Origin of the sequence: Propioniciclava sp. (genome assembly GCF_029977985.1) — a bacterium.
Classification (GTDB): Bacteria; Actinomycetota; Actinomycetes; order Propionibacteriales; family Propionibacteriaceae; genus Propioniciclava.
The window spans coordinates 17,723-34,628 of the sequence record NZ_JARKOT010000099.1 but is presented as its reverse complement, the minus strand read 5'-3'; the positions used below and the strand labels follow the sequence as shown (position 1 = coordinate 34,628).

The 16,906-nt window shown below is 69.6% G+C and carries 17 protein-coding genes and 1 pseudogene; 2 read left to right on the top strand and 16 right to left on the bottom strand.

The features are described from left to right. Nucleotides 1-46: 46 nt before the first annotated feature. From Q1K57_RS06610 to Q1K57_RS06585, 6 genes and pseudogenes are all read right to left on the bottom strand, one after another. On the bottom strand, nucleotides 47-541 hold the full coding sequence (locus Q1K57_RS06610; RefSeq protein WP_300080170.1) for a universal stress protein: 495 nt from the start codon (nucleotides 539-541) through the stop codon (nucleotides 47-49). 10 nt (nucleotides 542-551) lie between these two features. After that, nucleotides 552-1,781, bottom strand: a pseudogene (locus tag Q1K57_RS06605) (MFS transporter); the annotation flags it as partial. 18 nt (nucleotides 1,782-1,799) lie between these two features. Next, complete coding sequence (locus tag Q1K57_RS06600; protein ID WP_300080168.1) at nucleotides 1,800-1,931, bottom strand: hypothetical protein; 132 nt, start codon at nucleotides 1,929-1,931, stop codon at nucleotides 1,800-1,802. Further along, nucleotides 1,928-2,395 carry an SRPBCC domain-containing protein gene (locus Q1K57_RS06595; RefSeq protein WP_300080166.1) on the bottom strand — a complete coding sequence of 156 codons (468 nt, stop codon included), beginning with the start codon at nucleotides 2,393-2,395 and terminating at the stop codon, nucleotides 1,928-1,930. The genes Q1K57_RS06600 and Q1K57_RS06595 overlap by 4 nt, the downstream gene beginning before the upstream one ends. A 151-nt stretch (nucleotides 2,396-2,546) precedes the next feature. Further along, a complete protein-coding gene (hisS, locus tag Q1K57_RS06590; RefSeq protein WP_300080253.1) occupies nucleotides 2,547-3,875 on the bottom strand; it encodes a histidine--tRNA ligase in 1,329 nt (442 codons plus the stop codon). A gap of 2 nt (nucleotides 3,876-3,877) precedes the next feature. Then, nucleotides 3,878-4,564 (bottom strand): MBL fold metallo-hydrolase, encoded by a 687-nt coding sequence (locus tag Q1K57_RS06585; protein ID WP_300080164.1) that lies wholly within the window; start codon nucleotides 4,562-4,564, stop codon nucleotides 3,878-3,880. A 65-nt stretch (nucleotides 4,565-4,629) separates the two neighbouring features. On the opposite strand from Q1K57_RS06585, the gene Q1K57_RS06580 reads away from it, so the two are divergent. After that, entirely contained in the window at nucleotides 4,630-5,874 is a 1,245-nt protein-coding gene (locus tag Q1K57_RS06580) for a DUF349 domain-containing protein (RefSeq protein ID WP_300080162.1), read from the top strand. A gap of 51 nt (nucleotides 5,875-5,925) precedes the next feature. Here Q1K57_RS06580 and Q1K57_RS06575 read toward each other — a convergent pair whose 3' ends face one another. The 9 genes from Q1K57_RS06575 to Q1K57_RS06535 all read right to left on the bottom strand — a co-directional run bounded on the left by Q1K57_RS06575 (nucleotide 5,926) and on the right by Q1K57_RS06535 (nucleotide 15,302). Beyond that, nucleotides 5,926-8,124, bottom strand: coding sequence for a bifunctional (p)ppGpp synthetase/guanosine-3',5'-bis(diphosphate) 3'-pyrophosphohydrolase (locus Q1K57_RS06575; protein ID WP_300080251.1), 2,199 nt, complete (start codon nucleotides 8,122-8,124; stop codon nucleotides 5,926-5,928). A gap of 185 nt (nucleotides 8,125-8,309) precedes the next feature. Then, a complete protein-coding gene (locus tag Q1K57_RS06570; protein WP_300080160.1) occupies nucleotides 8,310-8,843 on the bottom strand; it encodes an adenine phosphoribosyltransferase in 534 nt (177 codons plus the stop codon). Continuing rightward, a complete protein-coding gene (gene secF / locus Q1K57_RS06565; protein WP_300080158.1) occupies nucleotides 8,843-10,030 on the bottom strand; it encodes a protein translocase subunit SecF in 1,188 nt (395 codons plus the stop codon). The genes Q1K57_RS06570 and secF overlap by 1 nt, the downstream gene beginning before the upstream one ends. Continuing rightward, complete coding sequence (gene secD / locus Q1K57_RS06560; protein WP_300080249.1) at nucleotides 10,030-11,697, bottom strand: protein translocase subunit SecD; 1,668 nt, start codon at nucleotides 11,695-11,697, stop codon at nucleotides 10,030-10,032. The genes secF and secD overlap by 1 nt, the downstream gene beginning before the upstream one ends. An 81-nt stretch (nucleotides 11,698-11,778) precedes the next feature. Then, nucleotides 11,779-12,177 (bottom strand): preprotein translocase subunit YajC, encoded by a 399-nt coding sequence (yajC, locus tag Q1K57_RS06555; protein ID WP_300080156.1) that lies wholly within the window; start codon nucleotides 12,175-12,177, stop codon nucleotides 11,779-11,781. A gap of 76 nt (nucleotides 12,178-12,253) precedes the next feature. Then, the gene (gene ruvB / locus Q1K57_RS06550) at nucleotides 12,254-13,294 is read right to left on the bottom strand and encodes a Holliday junction branch migration DNA helicase RuvB (RefSeq protein ID WP_300080154.1); all 1,041 of its coding nucleotides are present in this window, start codon (nucleotides 13,292-13,294) and stop codon (nucleotides 12,254-12,256) included. Between the two features lie 4 nt (nucleotides 13,295-13,298). Further along, nucleotides 13,299-13,910, bottom strand: coding sequence for a Holliday junction branch migration protein RuvA (gene ruvA, locus Q1K57_RS06545; protein WP_300080152.1), 612 nt, complete (start codon nucleotides 13,908-13,910; stop codon nucleotides 13,299-13,301). Further along, nucleotides 13,907-14,476, bottom strand: a complete 570-nt coding sequence (gene ruvC, locus Q1K57_RS06540) for a crossover junction endodeoxyribonuclease RuvC (RefSeq protein WP_300080150.1) — start codon at nucleotides 14,474-14,476, stop codon at nucleotides 13,907-13,909. The genes ruvA and ruvC overlap by 4 nt, the downstream gene beginning before the upstream one ends. Nucleotides 14,477-14,513: 37 nt before the next feature. Then, entirely contained in the window at nucleotides 14,514-15,302 is a 789-nt protein-coding gene (locus Q1K57_RS06535; protein WP_300080148.1) for a YebC/PmpR family DNA-binding transcriptional regulator, read from the bottom strand. Between the two features lie 237 nt (nucleotides 15,303-15,539). Between Q1K57_RS06535 and Q1K57_RS06530 the strand changes: the two genes are divergently transcribed. After that, nucleotides 15,540-16,139, top strand: a complete 600-nt coding sequence (locus tag Q1K57_RS06530; RefSeq protein ID WP_300080146.1) for a hypothetical protein — start codon at nucleotides 15,540-15,542, stop codon at nucleotides 16,137-16,139. On the opposite strand, the gene priA is transcribed toward Q1K57_RS06530, so the two are convergent. Beyond that, nucleotides 16,136-16,870, bottom strand: coding sequence for a bifunctional 1-(5-phosphoribosyl)-5-((5-phosphoribosylamino)methylideneamino)imidazole-4-carboxamide isomerase/phosphoribosylanthranilate isomerase PriA (gene priA / locus Q1K57_RS06525; RefSeq protein WP_300080144.1), 735 nt, complete (start codon nucleotides 16,868-16,870; stop codon nucleotides 16,136-16,138). The two genes, Q1K57_RS06530 and priA, sit on opposite strands and share 4 nt — an antisense overlap. Nucleotides 16,871-16,906 lie beyond the last annotated feature (36 nt).

The window sequence follows — 16,906 nt, the reverse complement described above, 5'->3', positions numbered from 1 at the left end:
ACGAGGGCCCCCGACGCGCAGTCGGGGGCTCTCGTCGTTGCGAACGTCAGGCGTCGGCCGGGACCTCGAGGTCCTCGACGCCGCCCCACGACTTCGGCGGCCGGACCACAAGCACCTCGCACGCCGCGCGGCGCACCACGGCGGAGGCCACGGTGCCGAGGAGTCGGTCGGCGATGCTCACGTCCCGGATCGCCCCGATGACGACGAGATCGGCCGAGCGGGAGGCGGCGGCAGCGACCAGGGCCTCGGCCGGGTCGGATTCGACCAGCAGGGGCGCGGCAACAGTCGCCCCCAGCCCGGACGCCGTCGCCGCAGCCGCAGCCACGGCGTCCTCGGCCGCCGCACGGCCGAGCACCGTGCCGACGCGGGTGTCGCCCAGGCCGCCGACGCGGGCCTCGTCACGCTGGGTCACCCCGGAGTAGGCGCACACGATCACCAACTCGGCGCCCTCGGATGCCGCCAACACTGCAGCCCGCGCCACCGTGGGATCGGCCAGGGCCGAGCCGTCCGTGCCGACGACGATTCTGCGATAAGGGGTCATGACAGGCATCTCACACCTGCCCGGCAAGCGAATTGGGAACGGTCACCGCGACCTCGTCCATGTTCTTGACGATCGGAGGCTCCTTGATCCAGAGCATCGCGACCGCCGCGAGCCCGAGCAGGATCGCCGCGAAGGTGATCGCGTTGCCCGGGACGCCGCCCAGCAGGTTGTACACCGAGCCGAACGTGAGCGTCTGAATGAGCATCGGGATGACGATCATCATGTTGATGACGCCCATGTAGACGCCGTAGCGCGAGCTGGGCACCATGCGGACGGCCATGATGTACGGCACACCCATGATGGACGCCCACGCGATACCCAGGCCGATGATCGGCAGGAAGAGCAGGTACCGGTCTGTGATGTGCGGGATGATCAGCAGGCCGACCGTCGCGCACAGCAGCGCACCCATGTGCACGTACTTGGCGCCGTAGCGGCGGGCCATCGCCACGAGCGCGAACGCCACACACGCGGTCACGATGTTGTAGCCGCCGTTCACCAGGCCGGTCCAGCCGACGGCCTCCTTGTAGGCCTCCGAGTGGGTGTCCGTCGTCCCGAACACGGAATCGGCCACCGTGAGAGCGACGTACTGCCAGTAGCAGTTCATCGCATACCACTGGAACAGGTAGACCAACGCCAGTTTGCGCAGCTCGACCGGCATCTCGACGATCGCCTCGCCGATCTCCTTGAAGGTCTGGACCGCGGCATTGCCGGACTCGCGCTTGCGCTGGAGTTCGGCCAGCTCGGACGGCGTCGGCGGCAGTTCGGGCGTCGACAGCACCGACACGAGCACCGTGCCGATGGAGAACACCGCGCCCAGCATGAACGATCCGAAGACCCAGTACGGAATGCCGGCGGCTGTCCCGCCCGTGATGAGCGACTGGAACACGAACAGGGACACGTTCGCGAGCGTGATGCCGAGCCCGGTGAAGAACGACTGGGCGAGGAAGCCCTTGCCGACCTGGGAGGGGGGCAGCCGGTCGGCGATGAAGGCACGGTAGGGCTCCATGGCCGTGTTGTTGCTGATGTCGAGCAGCCACAGGAGCATCACGGCCATCCACACGGCCGTCACGAACGGGAACAGGAACAGACCGATGGCGCACCCGGCGGCACCGATCAGGAAGAACGCCTTGCGGCGTCCCCACTTCTCACTCCACACACGGTCGGACCAAGCCCCGATGATCGGCTGCACGAGCAGGCCTGTGATCGGGCCCGCCATGTTGAGGATCGGCAGGTCGTGCGGGTTGGCGCCAAGGAAGCTCTAGATCGGCGTGACCGCCGTCTGCTGCATGCCGAGGCTGTACTGGATGCCGAAGATGCCGAGATTCATGAGCAGGATTTGCTTCATGTCCATCAGAGGCTTGGTGCGCACCACCGTCGTCGAGGCGCTCATCGTCCGGCCTCCTTCCCGAGGAACTCCTCGAGGCGGCCGAGTTCCTTCTCCCAACCCTCGGCGTGGTATTGGGCGACCTCCGGGTCGTAGGGACCTTGGATGATCCGGACCAGCGTCGCATCGGGCCCCTGAGGGCTGAACTCGACGCGCAGTTCGAGCGGAACGTTCGGGTCGATCCCGTCGTCGCCGGTGATCCGCTGCTTCGCCACAAACACGTCCGGGTCGAAGAACTCCGTGAAGACGGCGTCGGTCGTCACGCGGACGTTCGGGTCGGCGCCCAGGACCTTGACGTGGTGGTGGCGCCCGCCGAGCTTCAGCTCGGAGGAGACCGTCCCCGTCTCCACGTGCCAGCCCGGGCTGCCGCGCCACTGCGCCATTTCCTCGGGGGCCGTCCACGCGCGGAAGACGCGCGGGCGAGGATAATTGAACTTCCGCTCGACCACCACGATCACATTCGCGGTCATCGGATCTCCTCTCCATCGAAGGTGGGCCACTGTTGGACGGTCACTCGGGCGTGCAGGTCCACCGCCGCGGACAGGATCTCGCATCTGTCAATCGATGGGCAGGGGCGCGCGAAATCGTGGACGCCCTGAGCGTAGGAATCCTCCGAGAGCCCTACTGGGCGGACCCGGCGATCACGCCCGGGCGCAGGTCCGCGGCCGGCGGCGTCCAGGTATCGGCGTCGGCGGGAACCTGCTCGCCGGAGCGGATGTCCTTGACCGTCGAGTCGCTGAACCAGACGTACGGGATGCCCCGGCGGTCGGCGTAGCGGATCTGACGACCGAACTTGTCCGCCTTGGGCGCGACCTCGGTCGGGATGCCCCGGGCACGCAGTCGGGCGGCCGTGGCCATGGCGTCGCCGCGGGTCTCCTCGGCGTCCACGGCCACGAGCACGCAGGTGGGCACCGACCGGGACGCCGCCAGCTCGCCCCGCGCGATGAGCGGCGCCAGCACACGCGTGACCCCCACCGAAATGCCGACGCCGGGGTAGGTCTTCTTGCCGTCGGAGGCCAACGCGTCGTAGCGCCCGCCCGAGCAGATCGAGCCGAGATGCTCGAACCCCTCCATCTGCGTCTCGTAGACGGTGCCGGTGTAGTAGTCGAGGCCGCGGGCGATGGCCAGGTCGGCGACGAGGCGTCCGGGTGCCGCGATCGCGGCGGCCTCGACGACCGCGGCGAGGGCGTCCAACCCCGCATCGAGCAGCGGGTGCTGGACGCCGAGGGCGCGCACCTGCTCGACGAAGGCGGTGTCCTCGCTCGTGATCGTGGCGAGCTGGAGACACGTGGCTGCGGCGTCGGCGTCCATGCCGAGTTCGTCGACGAGCAGGCGCTGGACGGCCGCGGGCCCGATCTTCGCGAGCTTGTCGACGCGCTGCAGCACGGCCATGTGGTCCTCGACGCCCAGGCCGCGGTAGAAGCCCTCGGCGAGCAGGCGGTTGTTGACGTGCATGACGATCGGCGGGATGCCGAGATCGTCGTGCAGCCGCCCGAGCGCCTCGATCATGACGAGCGCCACCTCGACGTCGTGGTGGGCGGCGAGGGTGTTCTCGCCGACGATGTCGATGTCGGCCTGCACGAACTCGCGGTAGCGCCCCTCCTGCGGCCGCTCGCCGCGCCACACCTTCTGGATCTGGTAGCGGCGGAACGGGAAGTGCAGGTGTCCGGAGTTCTCGAGCACGTAGCGGGCGAACGGCACGGTGAGATCGAAGTGGAGGCCGAGCTCGTCGGCGTCCGACCCGCTCGCGTGCAGGCGGCGGACGACGTAGACCTCCTTGTCGATCTCGCCCTTGCGGGTGAGCGAATCCATCGTCTCGACCGCGCGCGTCTCGACGGAGGCGAACCCGTGCAGTTCGAACGACTCCCGCAGGGAGTCGAGCACGGCCTGCTCGACCATCCGCCCGGACGGCAGGAACTCGGGGAAGCCGGAGAGCGGCTTGGGTCGCATGGTCACCTCAGGTAGTCGGCTTGAAGGTACGGGTTCGTGGCGCGCTCGCGGGCCATCGTGGTCTCGGGGCCGTGGCCGGGCAGGAGCACCGCGCTGTCGGGCAACGCGAGCACGACCCGGGCCAGCGTAGCGAGCATGGTGGCGTGGTCGCCGCCGGGCAGGTCGGTGCGCCCGATGGCGCCGGCGAACACCACGTCGCCGGTGAACACGAGCTCGGTCAACTCCGGCGCCTGGGCGAACGGCTGCGGCAGGGGCGTCCGCCACAACAGGCAGCCCTGCGTGTGGCCGGGCGCGTGCTCGGTCGTGAACGTGACGCCGCCGGCCTCGACCGTCTCTCCACCAGCGAGCAGGCGGAGGTCGGCCGGCTCGGTGTGGTTGACGCCGAACCGCTCGATGATCTCGACCGCCCAGGGCATGAGGGTGGCCGGGTCGAACATGGACCGGTCGGCGGCGTGCAGGTACGCCGGGACGCCGTAGTGGTCGGCCACGTCGGCGGCTGCCCCCACGTGGTCGGGGTGGCCGTGGGTGAGCAGGACGGCGTCGACTGTCAGACCCCGGTCGGCCACGATCTGCCGGACGCCCTCCGCCGCGTTGACGCCCGGGTCGACGACCACCGCGTGGGTGTCGTCGCCGGAGAACACGTAGCAGTTGGCCTGCAGCGGTCCGGCCGGGAACGACGTGAGCAGCATGGATCCCAGCCTATCCGCGCGGACCTGCGCCGATCCGGAGCCGGTTATGGGGCAAGATAAGGCGCATGACTGACGCGCAGGGCCCGGCCAGCTTCGGACGGGTCGACCCCGATGGCACCGTGTACGTGACGACCGCGGACGGCGAGCGCGCCGTCGGCCAGGTACCGGGTGTCTCTGCCGACGAGGCGATGGCCTTCTACGTGCGCCGCTTCGAGGCGCTCGATCTGGAGGTCACGCTCCTCGAACAGCGTCTGGGTTCCGGCGTCGTGTCGCCCGAGGACGCCCGCAAGGCGATCTCGTCGTTGTCGAAGTCGGTCGCCGACGCGAACGCGGTGGGTGACCTGGCGTCGCTCTCCGCACGCCTGGAGGCCCTGACGCCGAAGCTCGCGGAGGCGTCCGAGGCGCGCAAGGCCGAACGCGCGAAGCAGAACGGGGCCACGATCGCCGCCAAGGAGGCGATGGTCGCCGAGGCCGAGACGCTCGCGCAGGGCAACGACTGGCGCGGCGGCGTCAATCGGTTCCGGTCGCTGCTCGATGAGTGGAAGGCGCTCCCCCGCATCGACAGGGCCACCGACGACGCCCTGTGGCACCGGTTCTCCTTGGCGCGCACGACGTACACGCGGCGCCGCAAGGCCCAGTTCGCCGAGCAGTCGGGGCGCTGGGACCAGGCGAAGGCGGCCAAGGAGGCCATCATCGCGGAGGCGCGGGAGTTGGCGGGCTCGACCGACTGGGGCCCGACGGCGGGCGCCTTCCGCGAGCTGATGACCCGCTGGAAGGCAGCCGGGTCCGCGGCACGGAGCGACGACGAGAAGTTGTGGTCGGAGTTCCGCGGCTTGCAGGACCAGTTCTTCGACGCCCGGACGGCCGCCCAGTCGGCGCAGGACGAGGAGTTCTCCGGCAACCTGACGGCCAAGCAAGCCCTGTTGGACGCCGCCGAAGCCGCCATCCTGCCCATCACCGATCCGGAGCAGGGCCGTGCCGCCTACCGCAAGTTCCTGGCCGAGTACAACGACCTCGGGAAGGTTCCCCGCGACGCCATGCGCGGCCTGGACGCCCGCGTCCGGAAGCTCGAGGGAGCGGTCAAGGAGGCCGAGGAGGCCGAGTGGAAGCGCACTGATCCCGAGGCGCGGCAACGCGCCGAGGAGACGGTGGCCATGCTGAGCGCCGAGATCGAGAAGCTGACCGAGAAGGTGACCAAGGCCACGGCGCGCGGCGACAAGGCGGCCGCCAAGAAGGCGGAGGACTCCATCGCCGCCTACACGACGTGGCTCGAGCAGGCGAAGACGACGCTGGCCGACTTCACCCGCTGAAGATCAGCGAGACGGTGGCCCCGTCAGGCGCGACCGGCGGGGCCCCACGACTCAGCCCGGCTTGACCCGGCTGACCTCGTAGACGCCAGGGATGCGGCGCAGGCTGTTCACCACCGCGTCCAGATGACGCGGATCGGGCGTCTGGAAGGTCAGCCGCATGGTGAACACGTGGTCGCGACTCGTGTTCGCCGAGACGGTGACGATGCTCATGTGCATCTCCGACAGCACCCGCGACACATCCGCCAACATGCCCGAGCGATCCAGGCCCTCGAGTTGAACGGCGACCAGGAACGCCGCATCCGTCGTCGGCGCCCACGAGACGCGCACCATCCGGTCCGGGATCTGCCGCAGCGAAGCCACGTTCGAGCAGTCCTCACGATGCACGCTGACACCCTCGCCGCGCGTCACGAATCCCACGATCGCGTCGCCCGGCACCGGCATGCAGCATCGCGCCAGCTTCGTGTAGACGCCGGTGTCGCCCTCCACGACGATGCCGGTGTGGTCCCGGGGCAGTTTGCGCCCGGGCTCCACCAGGAGCGCCTTGTCCACGAGGGACGCCTCGGCCGCGGCGACGCCGCCCCCCATCGACTCGACCAGCGCCGTCACCACCGCCTGCGCGCCGATGGTGTTCTCACCGACGGCAGCGAGGAGCGACGGCGTGTCGGACACGTGGAAGTGCTGCGCCAACGACGCCAGCGTCTCGGGAGTCAGCAGGCGGCCCGCCAGGTGCTGGCGGCGCATCTGCTTGCCGATGGCATCCTGCCCGGCCTCGATCATCTCGTCGCGACGCTCCCGGCTGAAGTACTGACGGATCTTCGACCGCGCCCGCGGCGTCTTCACGAAGCTCAGCCAGTCGCGGCTCGGTCCCGCCGACTCGGACTTCGACGTGATGATGTCGACGCTCATGCCCATGTCGAGCGTCGAATCGAGGGGGACGAGGCGTCCGTTCACGCGCGCGCCGATGCAGCGGTGGCCCACCTCGGTGTGGATCGCGTACGCGAAGTCCACCGGCGTCGAGCCGGCCGGAAGCGAGATGACGTCTCCCTTCGGGCTGAACACGAACACCTCGTTCTTGACGATCTCCTCGGTGAACGTGTCCAGGAACTCGCCCGAGTCCTCCGTCTCCTTCTGCCATTCGGCGAGCGACTGCACCCAGTTGATCTCGTCGCCGGCGCCCTTCCCCTCCTTGTAGCGCCAGTGCGCCGCGACCCCGTACTCGGCCTGCCGGTGCATCTCGTGGGTGCGGATCTGCAGTTCCACCGGCTTGCCGCCAGGGCCGAGCACGGTCGTGTGCAGGGACTGGTACAGGTTGAACTTGGGCATGGCGATGTAGTCCTTGAACCGGCCGGGCAAGGGCTTCCACCGGTTGTGCAGGACGCCGAGAACGTCGTAGCAGTCCCGCTTCGTGTCGACCAGGATGCGCAGCCCCACGAGGTCGTAGATGTCGTAGAAGTCGCGGCCGCGCACCATCATCTTCTGGTAGATCGAGTAGTAGTGCTTCGGCCGCCCATACACCGACGCCTTGATGCGGGCGGCGTCCAGATCGCCTTTCACCTGCTCGACGACTGTCCGGAGGTACTGGTCGCGCAGCGGCGCACGGTCTGCCACCAGCTTGACGATCTCCGAGTACACCTTCGGCTCGATCACCGAGAACGCCAGGTCCTCGAGTTCCCACTTGATCGCGCTCATGCCCAGCCGGTGCGCCAGAGGCGCGTAGATCTCGAGCGTGTCCTTCGCGATCCGGATCTGCTTGTCCTGCCGCAGCGAGCCGATCGTACGCATGTTGTGCAGCCGGTCGGCCAGCTTGATCACGAGGACGCGGATGTCGCGGCTCATCGCCACGACCATCTTGCGGATCGTCTCCGCCTTCGCCGTCTCCCCGTACTTGACCTTGTCCAGCTTCGTCACGCCGTCGACCATGCGCGCGATCTCGGGACCGAAGTCGGCCGTCAACTGCGTGATGGAGTAGGCGGTGTCCTCCACGGTGTCGTGCAGGAGTGCGGCGCAGATCGTGGGCTCGTTCATGCCCAAGCCGGCGAGGATGGACGCCACGGCGAGCGGGTGCGTGATGTACGGGTCGCCGCTCTTGCGCGTCTGCCCCTCGTGGAACCGCTCCGCCGTGCGGTAGGCCCGCTCGATGAGCGCCACGTCCGCCTTCGGGTGGTGCTCGCGCATCGCTGCGAGCAAGGGTTCCAGCTGGACGGCGCCCGGCGAGCGGCCAGAACCCAGCCGGGCCAGCATCTTGCGCATGCTGAGCCGCTCAGGTGCGCGGGCGGCGTCCGGGACGGGGCGCGCGGCGGCGTCCGAGCCTGCAGTCAGCTCGTCGCTGGGCTTCGTGTCGCTCACCTGCGTCACCTCCCGTCAGGGTCCCTACTCTAGGGGGCCGGCCGCGGTGGATCGAGGAATGGTCGCGACGAGCCCGATCCGTAGGGGCGTCAGCAGGTGATGAGGGCGGACACCGAATCGATGCCCTCCGCGGCCAGCCGATCGCGACCGCCCAGGAACTCCAGCTCGATCAGCACGACGACGTGCACCAGTTCGGCGCCCATCCGCTTGATGAGGGACGCCGTCGCCCCCACGGTGCCACCGGTGGCGAGGATGTCGTCCACGACGAGGACCCGTGCACCGGGCCACAGGGCGTCCGTGTGCATGGCGAGCGTCGCCTGACCGTACTCGAGCGCGAAGCTCTGGTCGATCGTCGTGTAGGGCAGCTTGCCCGGCTTGCGGACGGGCACGAAACCCGCGCCCAGGTTGAGCGCCACCGGCGCAGCGAAGATGAACCCGCGCGCCTCCATGCCGACGACGATGTCGATCGGCTGCGGAGCCAGTTTGGTCAGCTCGTCCACGGCCATCGTGAAGCCCTCGGCGTCGGAGAGCAGCGGCGTGATGTCCTTGAAGACGACGCCCGGCTTGGGCCAGTCCGGAACCTCACGGATGAGAGCGTTGATGCGCTCGGCTTCGGCCGACATCAGTGGTCCTTCCTGCGTTGGGAGCGGGTGGTGCTGCGCGGCTGGTGCCGCGCCACCTGGTCGGGGCGGACCGCCCCGAGTGTGCGGGGATCGACCACGCTGGCCCCGCTGACCGGCACAGCTGTCCCGACCGGAGCGACGGTGACGGCCTCACCGGCGTCCTCGCCGTCGGCGTCGGCAGCACGCGTGGCCGGGGCCCGGCCGGTCTTCCGGCTGGTGCGCCGCTTGAGGTGGGCCTCGTGCTCGACCATGTCGGCGTCCCGGCTGCGCAGGTCGACGAACAAGGGTGCTGCGAGGAAGATCGAGCTGTAGGCGCCCGCGACCATACCGACGAACAGGGCGAGGCCGAGGTCCATGAGAGGGCCGGTGCCGAGGATGAACGTGCCGGCGAAGAGCAGCGCGGCAACGGGGAGCACGCCGATGATCGTCGTGTTGAGCGACCTGATCAGCACCTGGTTGACCGCTTGGTTCACCAGTTGACCCAGGGTCTTGTTGCCTTGGGTCATGGCGCGGGTGTTGTCCCGGACGCGGTCGAACACGACCACCGTGTCGTACAGCGAGTACCCGAGGATCGTCAGCGTGCCGATGAGGCTGGCGGGGCTGAACGTGAACTGCAACAGGGCATACACCCCGATCACGACGATCAGGTCGTGCGCCAGCGCGACGAGCGCCGCCACGGACATCTTCCAGTTCCGGAAGTACGCCCAGATCATGATCGCGACGAGCACGAGGAACACGACGAGCGCGATCAAGCCCTGCCGGGTGATCTGCTCACCCCAAGACGAGCCGATGAGGTTGTTGGTGACCTCGGCGGTGTCGAGGCCCGCGCGCTGGGCGAGCGCCGCCGTCATCTGGTTGATCTCCTCGGCGTTCAGCGCGCGTGTCTGGATGCGCACCTGGCCGTCGCCGATCGTGTTGACGCGCACCTCGCCGAGATCCGGCAGCCCCGTGTCCTGGGCGACCTTGCGGTAGTCGTCGACCGTCGTCGCGGTCACCTGGGTGGGGACCGTGAACTCGGAGCCGCCCGTGAAGTCGATCGACAGGTTGAGCCCCCGGATCAGCGTCACCGCGAGGCACAGCACCAGCAACACGCCCGAGAACTTGTACCAGAACGTCCGCTTCCCGACGAAGTCGTAGCTCAGCTCGCCGGTGTACAGCCGGTGCGCGAGGCTGGCGCGGGACGCCATCATGCCTCCTTCGGGGTCAGGGTCGGACGCCGCCGCGCGGCCTTGCGTTGGGTTGCGCCGAGGTGGTCCGGCTCGAAGCCGGAGAAGCGGCGTCCCTCCCCGAAGTAGCGGGTGCGGCCGAGGAGGGTCATCAGCGGCTTGGTGAACCAGAACACGACAGCGATGTCGATCAGCGTCGTGAGGCCGAGCGTGAAGGCGAAGCCCTTCACCGAGCCGATGGCGAGGATGAAGAGGACCAGCGCCGAGAGGAGGGAGACGGCGTCGGCGATGAGGATGGTGCGACGGGAACCGTGCCAGCCGGTCTCGATGGCGGACCGGAGGCTGCGGCCCTCGCGCACCTCGTCACGAATCCGCTCGAAGAAGATGATGAACGAGTCCGCTGTCATGCCGATGGCGACGATGACGCCGGCGATGCCGGGCAGGTTGAGCGCGAAGCCCATGCCCTCCCCCAGCAGCACCATGAATTGATAGGTGAGCACGGCGGCCACCGCCAGCGAGCCGATCACGACGACCGCGAGAGCGCGGTAGTAGACGATCGCGTAGAGGATGACCAGCGCCAAACCGATGGCGCCGGCGATGAGGCCCGCGGTCAGTTGCTCGCCACCGAGGGTGGGCGACACGTTCGACACCTCGGAGAGGTCGAACGCGAGCGGCAGGGCACCGTACTTGAGGACGTTCGCGAGATCAGTCGCGGTGGCCTGGGTGAAGTCGCCCGAGATCATCGCCTGGCCGTTGGGGATCACCTCGTTGATCCGGGGCGCGGAGATGACCTCGGAGTCGAGAACGATGGCGAACTGATTCTGCGGCGCATCCTTCTGGGTGAGCGCGGTCGAGACCGTGTTGAAGATCGTCGTGCCCGTGCCGTCGAGCTGCAGGTTCACGACCCAGCTCACTTGACCCTGCGGAATGCCCGCGCTGGCGCTCACCAGCATGTCACCCGGGATGACGACGGGAGCCAGCAGGTACTTGGCCGTGTTGTCACGATCGCAGGTGATGAGCGGCTGGTCGGTGACGTCGGGGAAGTCGTCGCCGCAGGTGAAGGCGGCGAAGTCGGCCTGGTCCTGCGCCGAGGGCGTCCAGGCCAGCACCTCCTCCGTCGTCGGCTGGACTTCGGCCGGGGCCGTCGGGCGCGGCGTCGGGGGCGCTGTCGGCAGCGACGGGGCCGGGCGGCCGTCGACCGTGGGCGACGGCGTGGGCTCGCCCGTCGCCCCCTCGGTGGGCGCCGCCGTGGCGTCGGTGGTGGGCTCGGCCGAGGCGTCCGTGGTGGGCTCGGCCGTGACCGTCGGATCGGTCGGGGCGGCGGTGGTCTCCGGGGCGGGGGCCGTGACGGCCTCCGCGGCATAGACGGGCCGGAAGTACAGCTGGGCCGTCTGGCCGACCATCTCCTGCAACTGCGCCGGAGCCACGTTCGGCACCGACACCTGGATCTGGTCGTTGCCGACCGTCGCCACCTCGGACTCGCCGACGCCGATCGAATCGACACGCTGCTGGATGATCGTGCGCGCCTGCTCGAGGCTGGCGCTGTCGACCGCCCCGGTGCCCGACACGTTGCGGGCCGTCAGCGTGATCGTCGTGCCGCCGCGCAGGTCGAGGCCGAGCTTCGGCGACCACGAGCCGGCGAGGGCCATGATGCCGAAGAGGACGGCGATGAAGGAGAAGAAGATGATCAGGGTCCGCAGCGGGTGCGTGCGGTTCCTGAGGGACTCGGTGGCCACGGGCAGTGTCCTCGGATCGTGGTGGAGAAGGCGTTACCGGGCGTCGTCCGGGCGCTGGAACGGGGTGTCGGGGGAGGCATCGGGGGCCGGAGGGACGTCCACGGACGGCTGGGCGCCCTCGTCGGCTGGGTCCGTCTCGGCGGCCGACGCGTCGTCCTCGTACTCGAACTCCTCCTCCGCGGGCGAGACCGAACGCATGATGGCCTGCTTGAGGACCGTCATCTCGATGCCTGGGGCGATCTCGAGGACCGCCTGCCGTTCGCCCAGGTGCACGATCGTGCCGAACACACCCGACGTCGTCATGACGCGTGAGCCGGCCGCGAGCGCGCTCACCATCTGCTGCTGGTCCTTCTGCTTCTTCTGAGCAGGGCGAATCAGCAGGAAGTAGAAGACGGCGACCATCAGCGCGAGCATCAGGAGCGTCTGCAACATCTCAGGTGGCATGGTGCGGCTCTCGTTTCGGCGGCGTGACCCCGGACGGGGCCCCAACTCCGGAAGAGACTACCCGCTAGTCGTCCCCACCAGAGAACAAGTCCGCGTGCGTGGCGGGAACCGAGAGTCCGAGGTGCCGCCACGCCCGGTTCGTGGCGACCCGGCCCCGCGGCGTCCGCATGAGGAATCCCTGCCGGATGAGGAAGGGTTCGGCGACCTCCTCGACGGTCTCCGTCTCCTCCCCCACGCTCATCGCGAGGGTCGACAGGCCCACGGGACCACCGCTGAACCGCACACAGACGGCTTCCAGCACCGCGCGGTCGAGCCGGTCGAGGCCGAGCTCGTCCACCTCGTACAGCTCCAGCGCGGACGCCGCCACCGCCGGGTCGATCGTCCCGGCCGCCTTCACCAGGGCGTAGTCGCGGACGCGGCGCAACAGGCGGTTCGCGATCCGGGGCGTGCCGCGGCTGCGCGAGGCGATGACCTCGGCGGACTGCGGGTCGAGCGCGATCCCCAGCAGGCGGGCGCTCCGCGCGACGATGCCGACGAGGGAGGCATCGTCGTAGTACTCGAGTTGCCCCGTGAAGCCGAAGCGGTCGCGCAGCGGCCCGGGGAGCAGTCCGGCGCGCGTCGTGGCGCCGACGAGGGTGAACCGCGGGATCTCGAGCGGGATCTCGGTGGCGCCCGGGCCCTTGCCGACGATCACGTCGACCCGGAAGTCCTCCATGGCCAGGTAGAGCATCTCCTCGGCCGGGCGGCTCATACGGTGGATCTCGTCGAGGAAGAACACCTCACCCTCGCTGAGCCCCGACAAGATGGCCGCGAGATCACCGGCGTGCTGGATGGCCGGGCCCGAGCTGATCCGCAGCGGCTGGCCGAGCTCGTTGGCGATGATCATCGCGAGGGTGGTCTTGCCCAGCCCGGGCGGCCCGGACAAGAGCACGTGGTCGGGCACCTGACCGCGCGCCTGCGCCGCGGCGAGGACGAGCCCGAGCTGCTCGGAGACGCGCGGCTGGCCGCGGAACTCCGCCAACGACGGCGGCCGCAGCGCGCCCTCGGCGGCGGAATCGTCCGTGTGCGCGTGCGGGTCCAGTGGATCGTCGCTCAGCTTCGCCATCGGATCACCGGGCCAGGCTCTTCAGCGCCGCGCGCATGAGTTCGCCGATGCCGAGGTCGGGGTTCTCGTCGCGCAGGCCGCCCACGCGCTCGACCGCCGCGGCCGCGTCCTTGGCGGACCAGCCAAGCGACTCCAGACCGGAGGCGACCTGCTCGCGCCAGGCGTCGTCGGACGCGACGACCGGGGCGGCCTCCGCCCCGGAGCCGTGGCCGCCAAGGGCGGCGACCTTGTCCTTCAGTTCGAGCACCATGCGCTGGGCGCCCTTGCGGCCGATCCCGGGCACTTTGGTGAGGGCGGTGAGGTTCTCAGTCGCGATGGCCTGGCGAAGGGCGTCCGGCGGCAGGACGGAGACGACCGCCTGGGCGATCTTGGGGCCGATGCCGGACGTGGACTGGACGAGTTCGAATGCGTCCCGCTCGTCGGCGTCCGAGAAGCCGTAGAGGGTGAGCGAGTCCTCCCGGACGACGAGCGACGTGTGCAGGGTCGCCGACTCGCCGACGCGGACGGCCGACGCCGTCGCCGGCGTGCACAGCGCGCGCAGCCCGAACCCGGACAGGTCCAGGACCACCCACGTGCCCCCCACGGCCACGACGGTGCCGCTCAGCCGGTCAATCATGCGAACCTCCTCCGTTCGGCGGCACGGGCGCGCGCCTGCGCGCGCGAGACCGCCAGGTCCCGGCGCTGTTGCGCCTGCTCGATGCGGGCGATCGCCGGGGCACGCCACAGGTGGCACATGGCCAGGGCGACGGCGTCCGCGGCGTCGGCGGGCTTCGGGGGCGCCGCCAGGTCGAGAATGCGCATCACCATCTGTCCCACCTGCGCCTTGTCGGCGCGGCCGTTGCCGGTGATGGACGCCTTCACCTCCGTCGGCGTGTGCTGGGCCACCTGCAGCCCGGCCCGGGTGCCCACCAGCAGGACGACCCCCGAGGCCTGCGCGGTGCCGATGATCGAGCTCACGTCGCGGCGGGCGAAGACCCGCTCGACGGCAAGGGCGTCCGGGCGATACTCGGCGACGTACTGCACCAACGCCCGCTCCACGGCCGCCAGTCGCTGGCCCGTCTCCAGATCCGACGGCGTCCGCACCACATCGGCGAGCAGCAGGGTCGGCTTGCGCCCGGGCAGCCCCTCGATCACGCCGATGCCACACCGGGTCAGACCGGGGTCGATCCCCAGAACACGCATAGACGCCTCCGAACGTTTGTTCGGATCGATCCTAGGCTCAGGCGTCGAGGGATTCGAGGATTTCGTCCGGCACGTCCTCGTTGGAGTACACGGCCTCGACGTCGTCGACGTCCTCGATGGCGTCCAGCAGCTTGAACAGCTTCTCGGCCGCATCCTTCGCGTCGATCGGCTGCTCGAACTGCGGCAGGAAGACGAGGTCGGCCGATTCGTAATCGATCCCGGCGGCCTGGACGGCCTGGCGCACGGCGACGAGATTCGCGGGGTCGGCGACGATCTTGAACACGTCCCCCTCGTCCACGATGTCGTCGGGCTCGGCGTCCAGGGTCGCCTCCATGAGGTCGTCCTCGGTGATCGTGCGCGGCGCCGCCTTCTTGTCCTCCGGCTGCTGCGTCTTCTTCACCTCGACCACGCCCATGCGGTCGAACACGCGGGCCACCGAACCCATGTCGGCCACGGTGCCGCCGTTGCGGGTGATCGCGACCTTCACATCGGACGCCGACCGGTTGCGGTTGTCCGTGAGGCACTGGATGAGGATCGCAACGCCCGCCGGGCCGTACGCCTCGTAGGTGATCTCGTCGTAGGAGACGGCGTCCGAGCCCTCACCGGAGCCACGCTTGACGGCGCGGTCGATGTTGTCGTTGGGCACCGAGTTCTTCTTCGCCTTCTGGATGGCGTCGTACAGCGTCGGGTTGCCCGACGGATCGCCGCCGCCCACGCGGGCCGCGACCTCGATCTTCTTGATGAGATTCGCGAACAGCTTGCCGCGCTTGGCGTCGATCGCCGCCTTCTTGTGCTTCGTGGTGGCCCACTTGGAGTGACCGCTCATGGGGCTCCTTCTACGTCTGTGGTCTCGTCAGGTCCGTCGGCCATCTTATCCGGACGCCGCCCCCACCGATCGCACCCGGGGGCAAGGAGGGGGGGCGGAGTGTACTCATTCTCGGATCTGGGTGTGAACTCAAGCCCGGATCCGAGAATGAGCGGTCTCACCGGCACGCATCGACGGCGAACCCTGCGCGACGCCGCTGGTTCGCGCGAGAATGGGAGGCCGACACGGAGGTTCACCATGGTACGCACGCGCACGGCGTTGGCCGCTCTTCTGCTGGGGGTCTGCCCACTGGCGGGCTGCGCAGGGCTGGAGGTGACCATGCCGTCGTCCACGCCCAGCGAGACGACGACCGTGCCCGCCACCCCGACCGGGGAGCCCACGGCGTCGCCGACCGGGTCACCGACCGCGGAGCCCACGGCGAGCGGCACGGCCTCGCCCACGGCGGCGCCGCCCTCCGCGACGGGCAGCCCGCGCAACACCGCGTCGCCGAGCGCGTCACCAGGGGCGCTGGAGGTCGGGCTCGCAGCGGTCGAACTGCGCCAGGGCGGTGACTTCACCTACAAGGCAAACGGCGCAGCGCCCGCCGACGACTACGTGGTGCAGGCGACCTGCACGGGCGGCAGCACGGCGAGGATCACGTTCACGGTGACCGTGGCCGGGGGCGAAGCCATGTTCGGCGGCCTCAGTTGCGACGGCGCCTGGGACGAGTTCACCGGGTACGACGCACTCGAAGGCCTGCGGGGGACGTCGCCGGACATCGCGATCGACGTCCAGCGCGAGGGCACGATCTCGGGCGGCCTCGTCCGCGTCGTGCCGGCCGGGACGCCGTGGCGCTAGGCGGTGCCGGACGCGACGGCGAGGGCGTCGGTGAGGGTGAAGTTGCCCACGTAGAGGGCTGTGCCGATGATCGCACCCGTGATGCCGAGGGGCACGAGCTGTCGGAGGGCCTCGAGGTCCTCCAGCCGGGCGATGCCACCTGAGGCGATCACCTCGGCGTCCGTGCGCTGGGCGACCTCCTGGAGGAGGTGCAGGTTCGGGCCGGTGAGCATGCCGTCGGAGGCCACATCGGTGACGACGAACGTGCGGCACCCGGCGGCGGAAAGGCGGTCGACGGCCTCGGCCCAGTCGCCACCCTCGCGCACCCAGCCGCGAGCAGCCAGCTGTGTGCCCTTCACGTCGATGGCGATGCCGATGCGGTCACCGTGCTCGCCGATGATCCGCTCGCACCAGGCGGGGTTCTCCAGCGCTGCGGTGCCGATGTTGACGCGGCGGCAGCCGGTGGCCAGCGCGCGCTCCAGCGAGGCGTCGTCGCGGATCCCACCCGACAACTCCACGTTCAGACGCATGGCGGCCGTGATCTCGGCGATCACCTCCGCGTTGGAACCCCGCCCGAAGGCGGCGTCCAGGTCGACGAGGTGCAGCCACTCGGCGCCGGCATCCTGCCAGCGCCGCGCGGCGGCTAGCGGATCGCCGAAGGTCTTCTCGGAGCCCGCGACCCCCTGGGTCAGCTGGACGGCCTGGCCGCCCTGGACGTCGACGGCGGGCAGCAGGGTCAGCGTGTCGGTCACGTGCGCGAGGCTACCGGCTGTGGCGGCGGCGTGCTT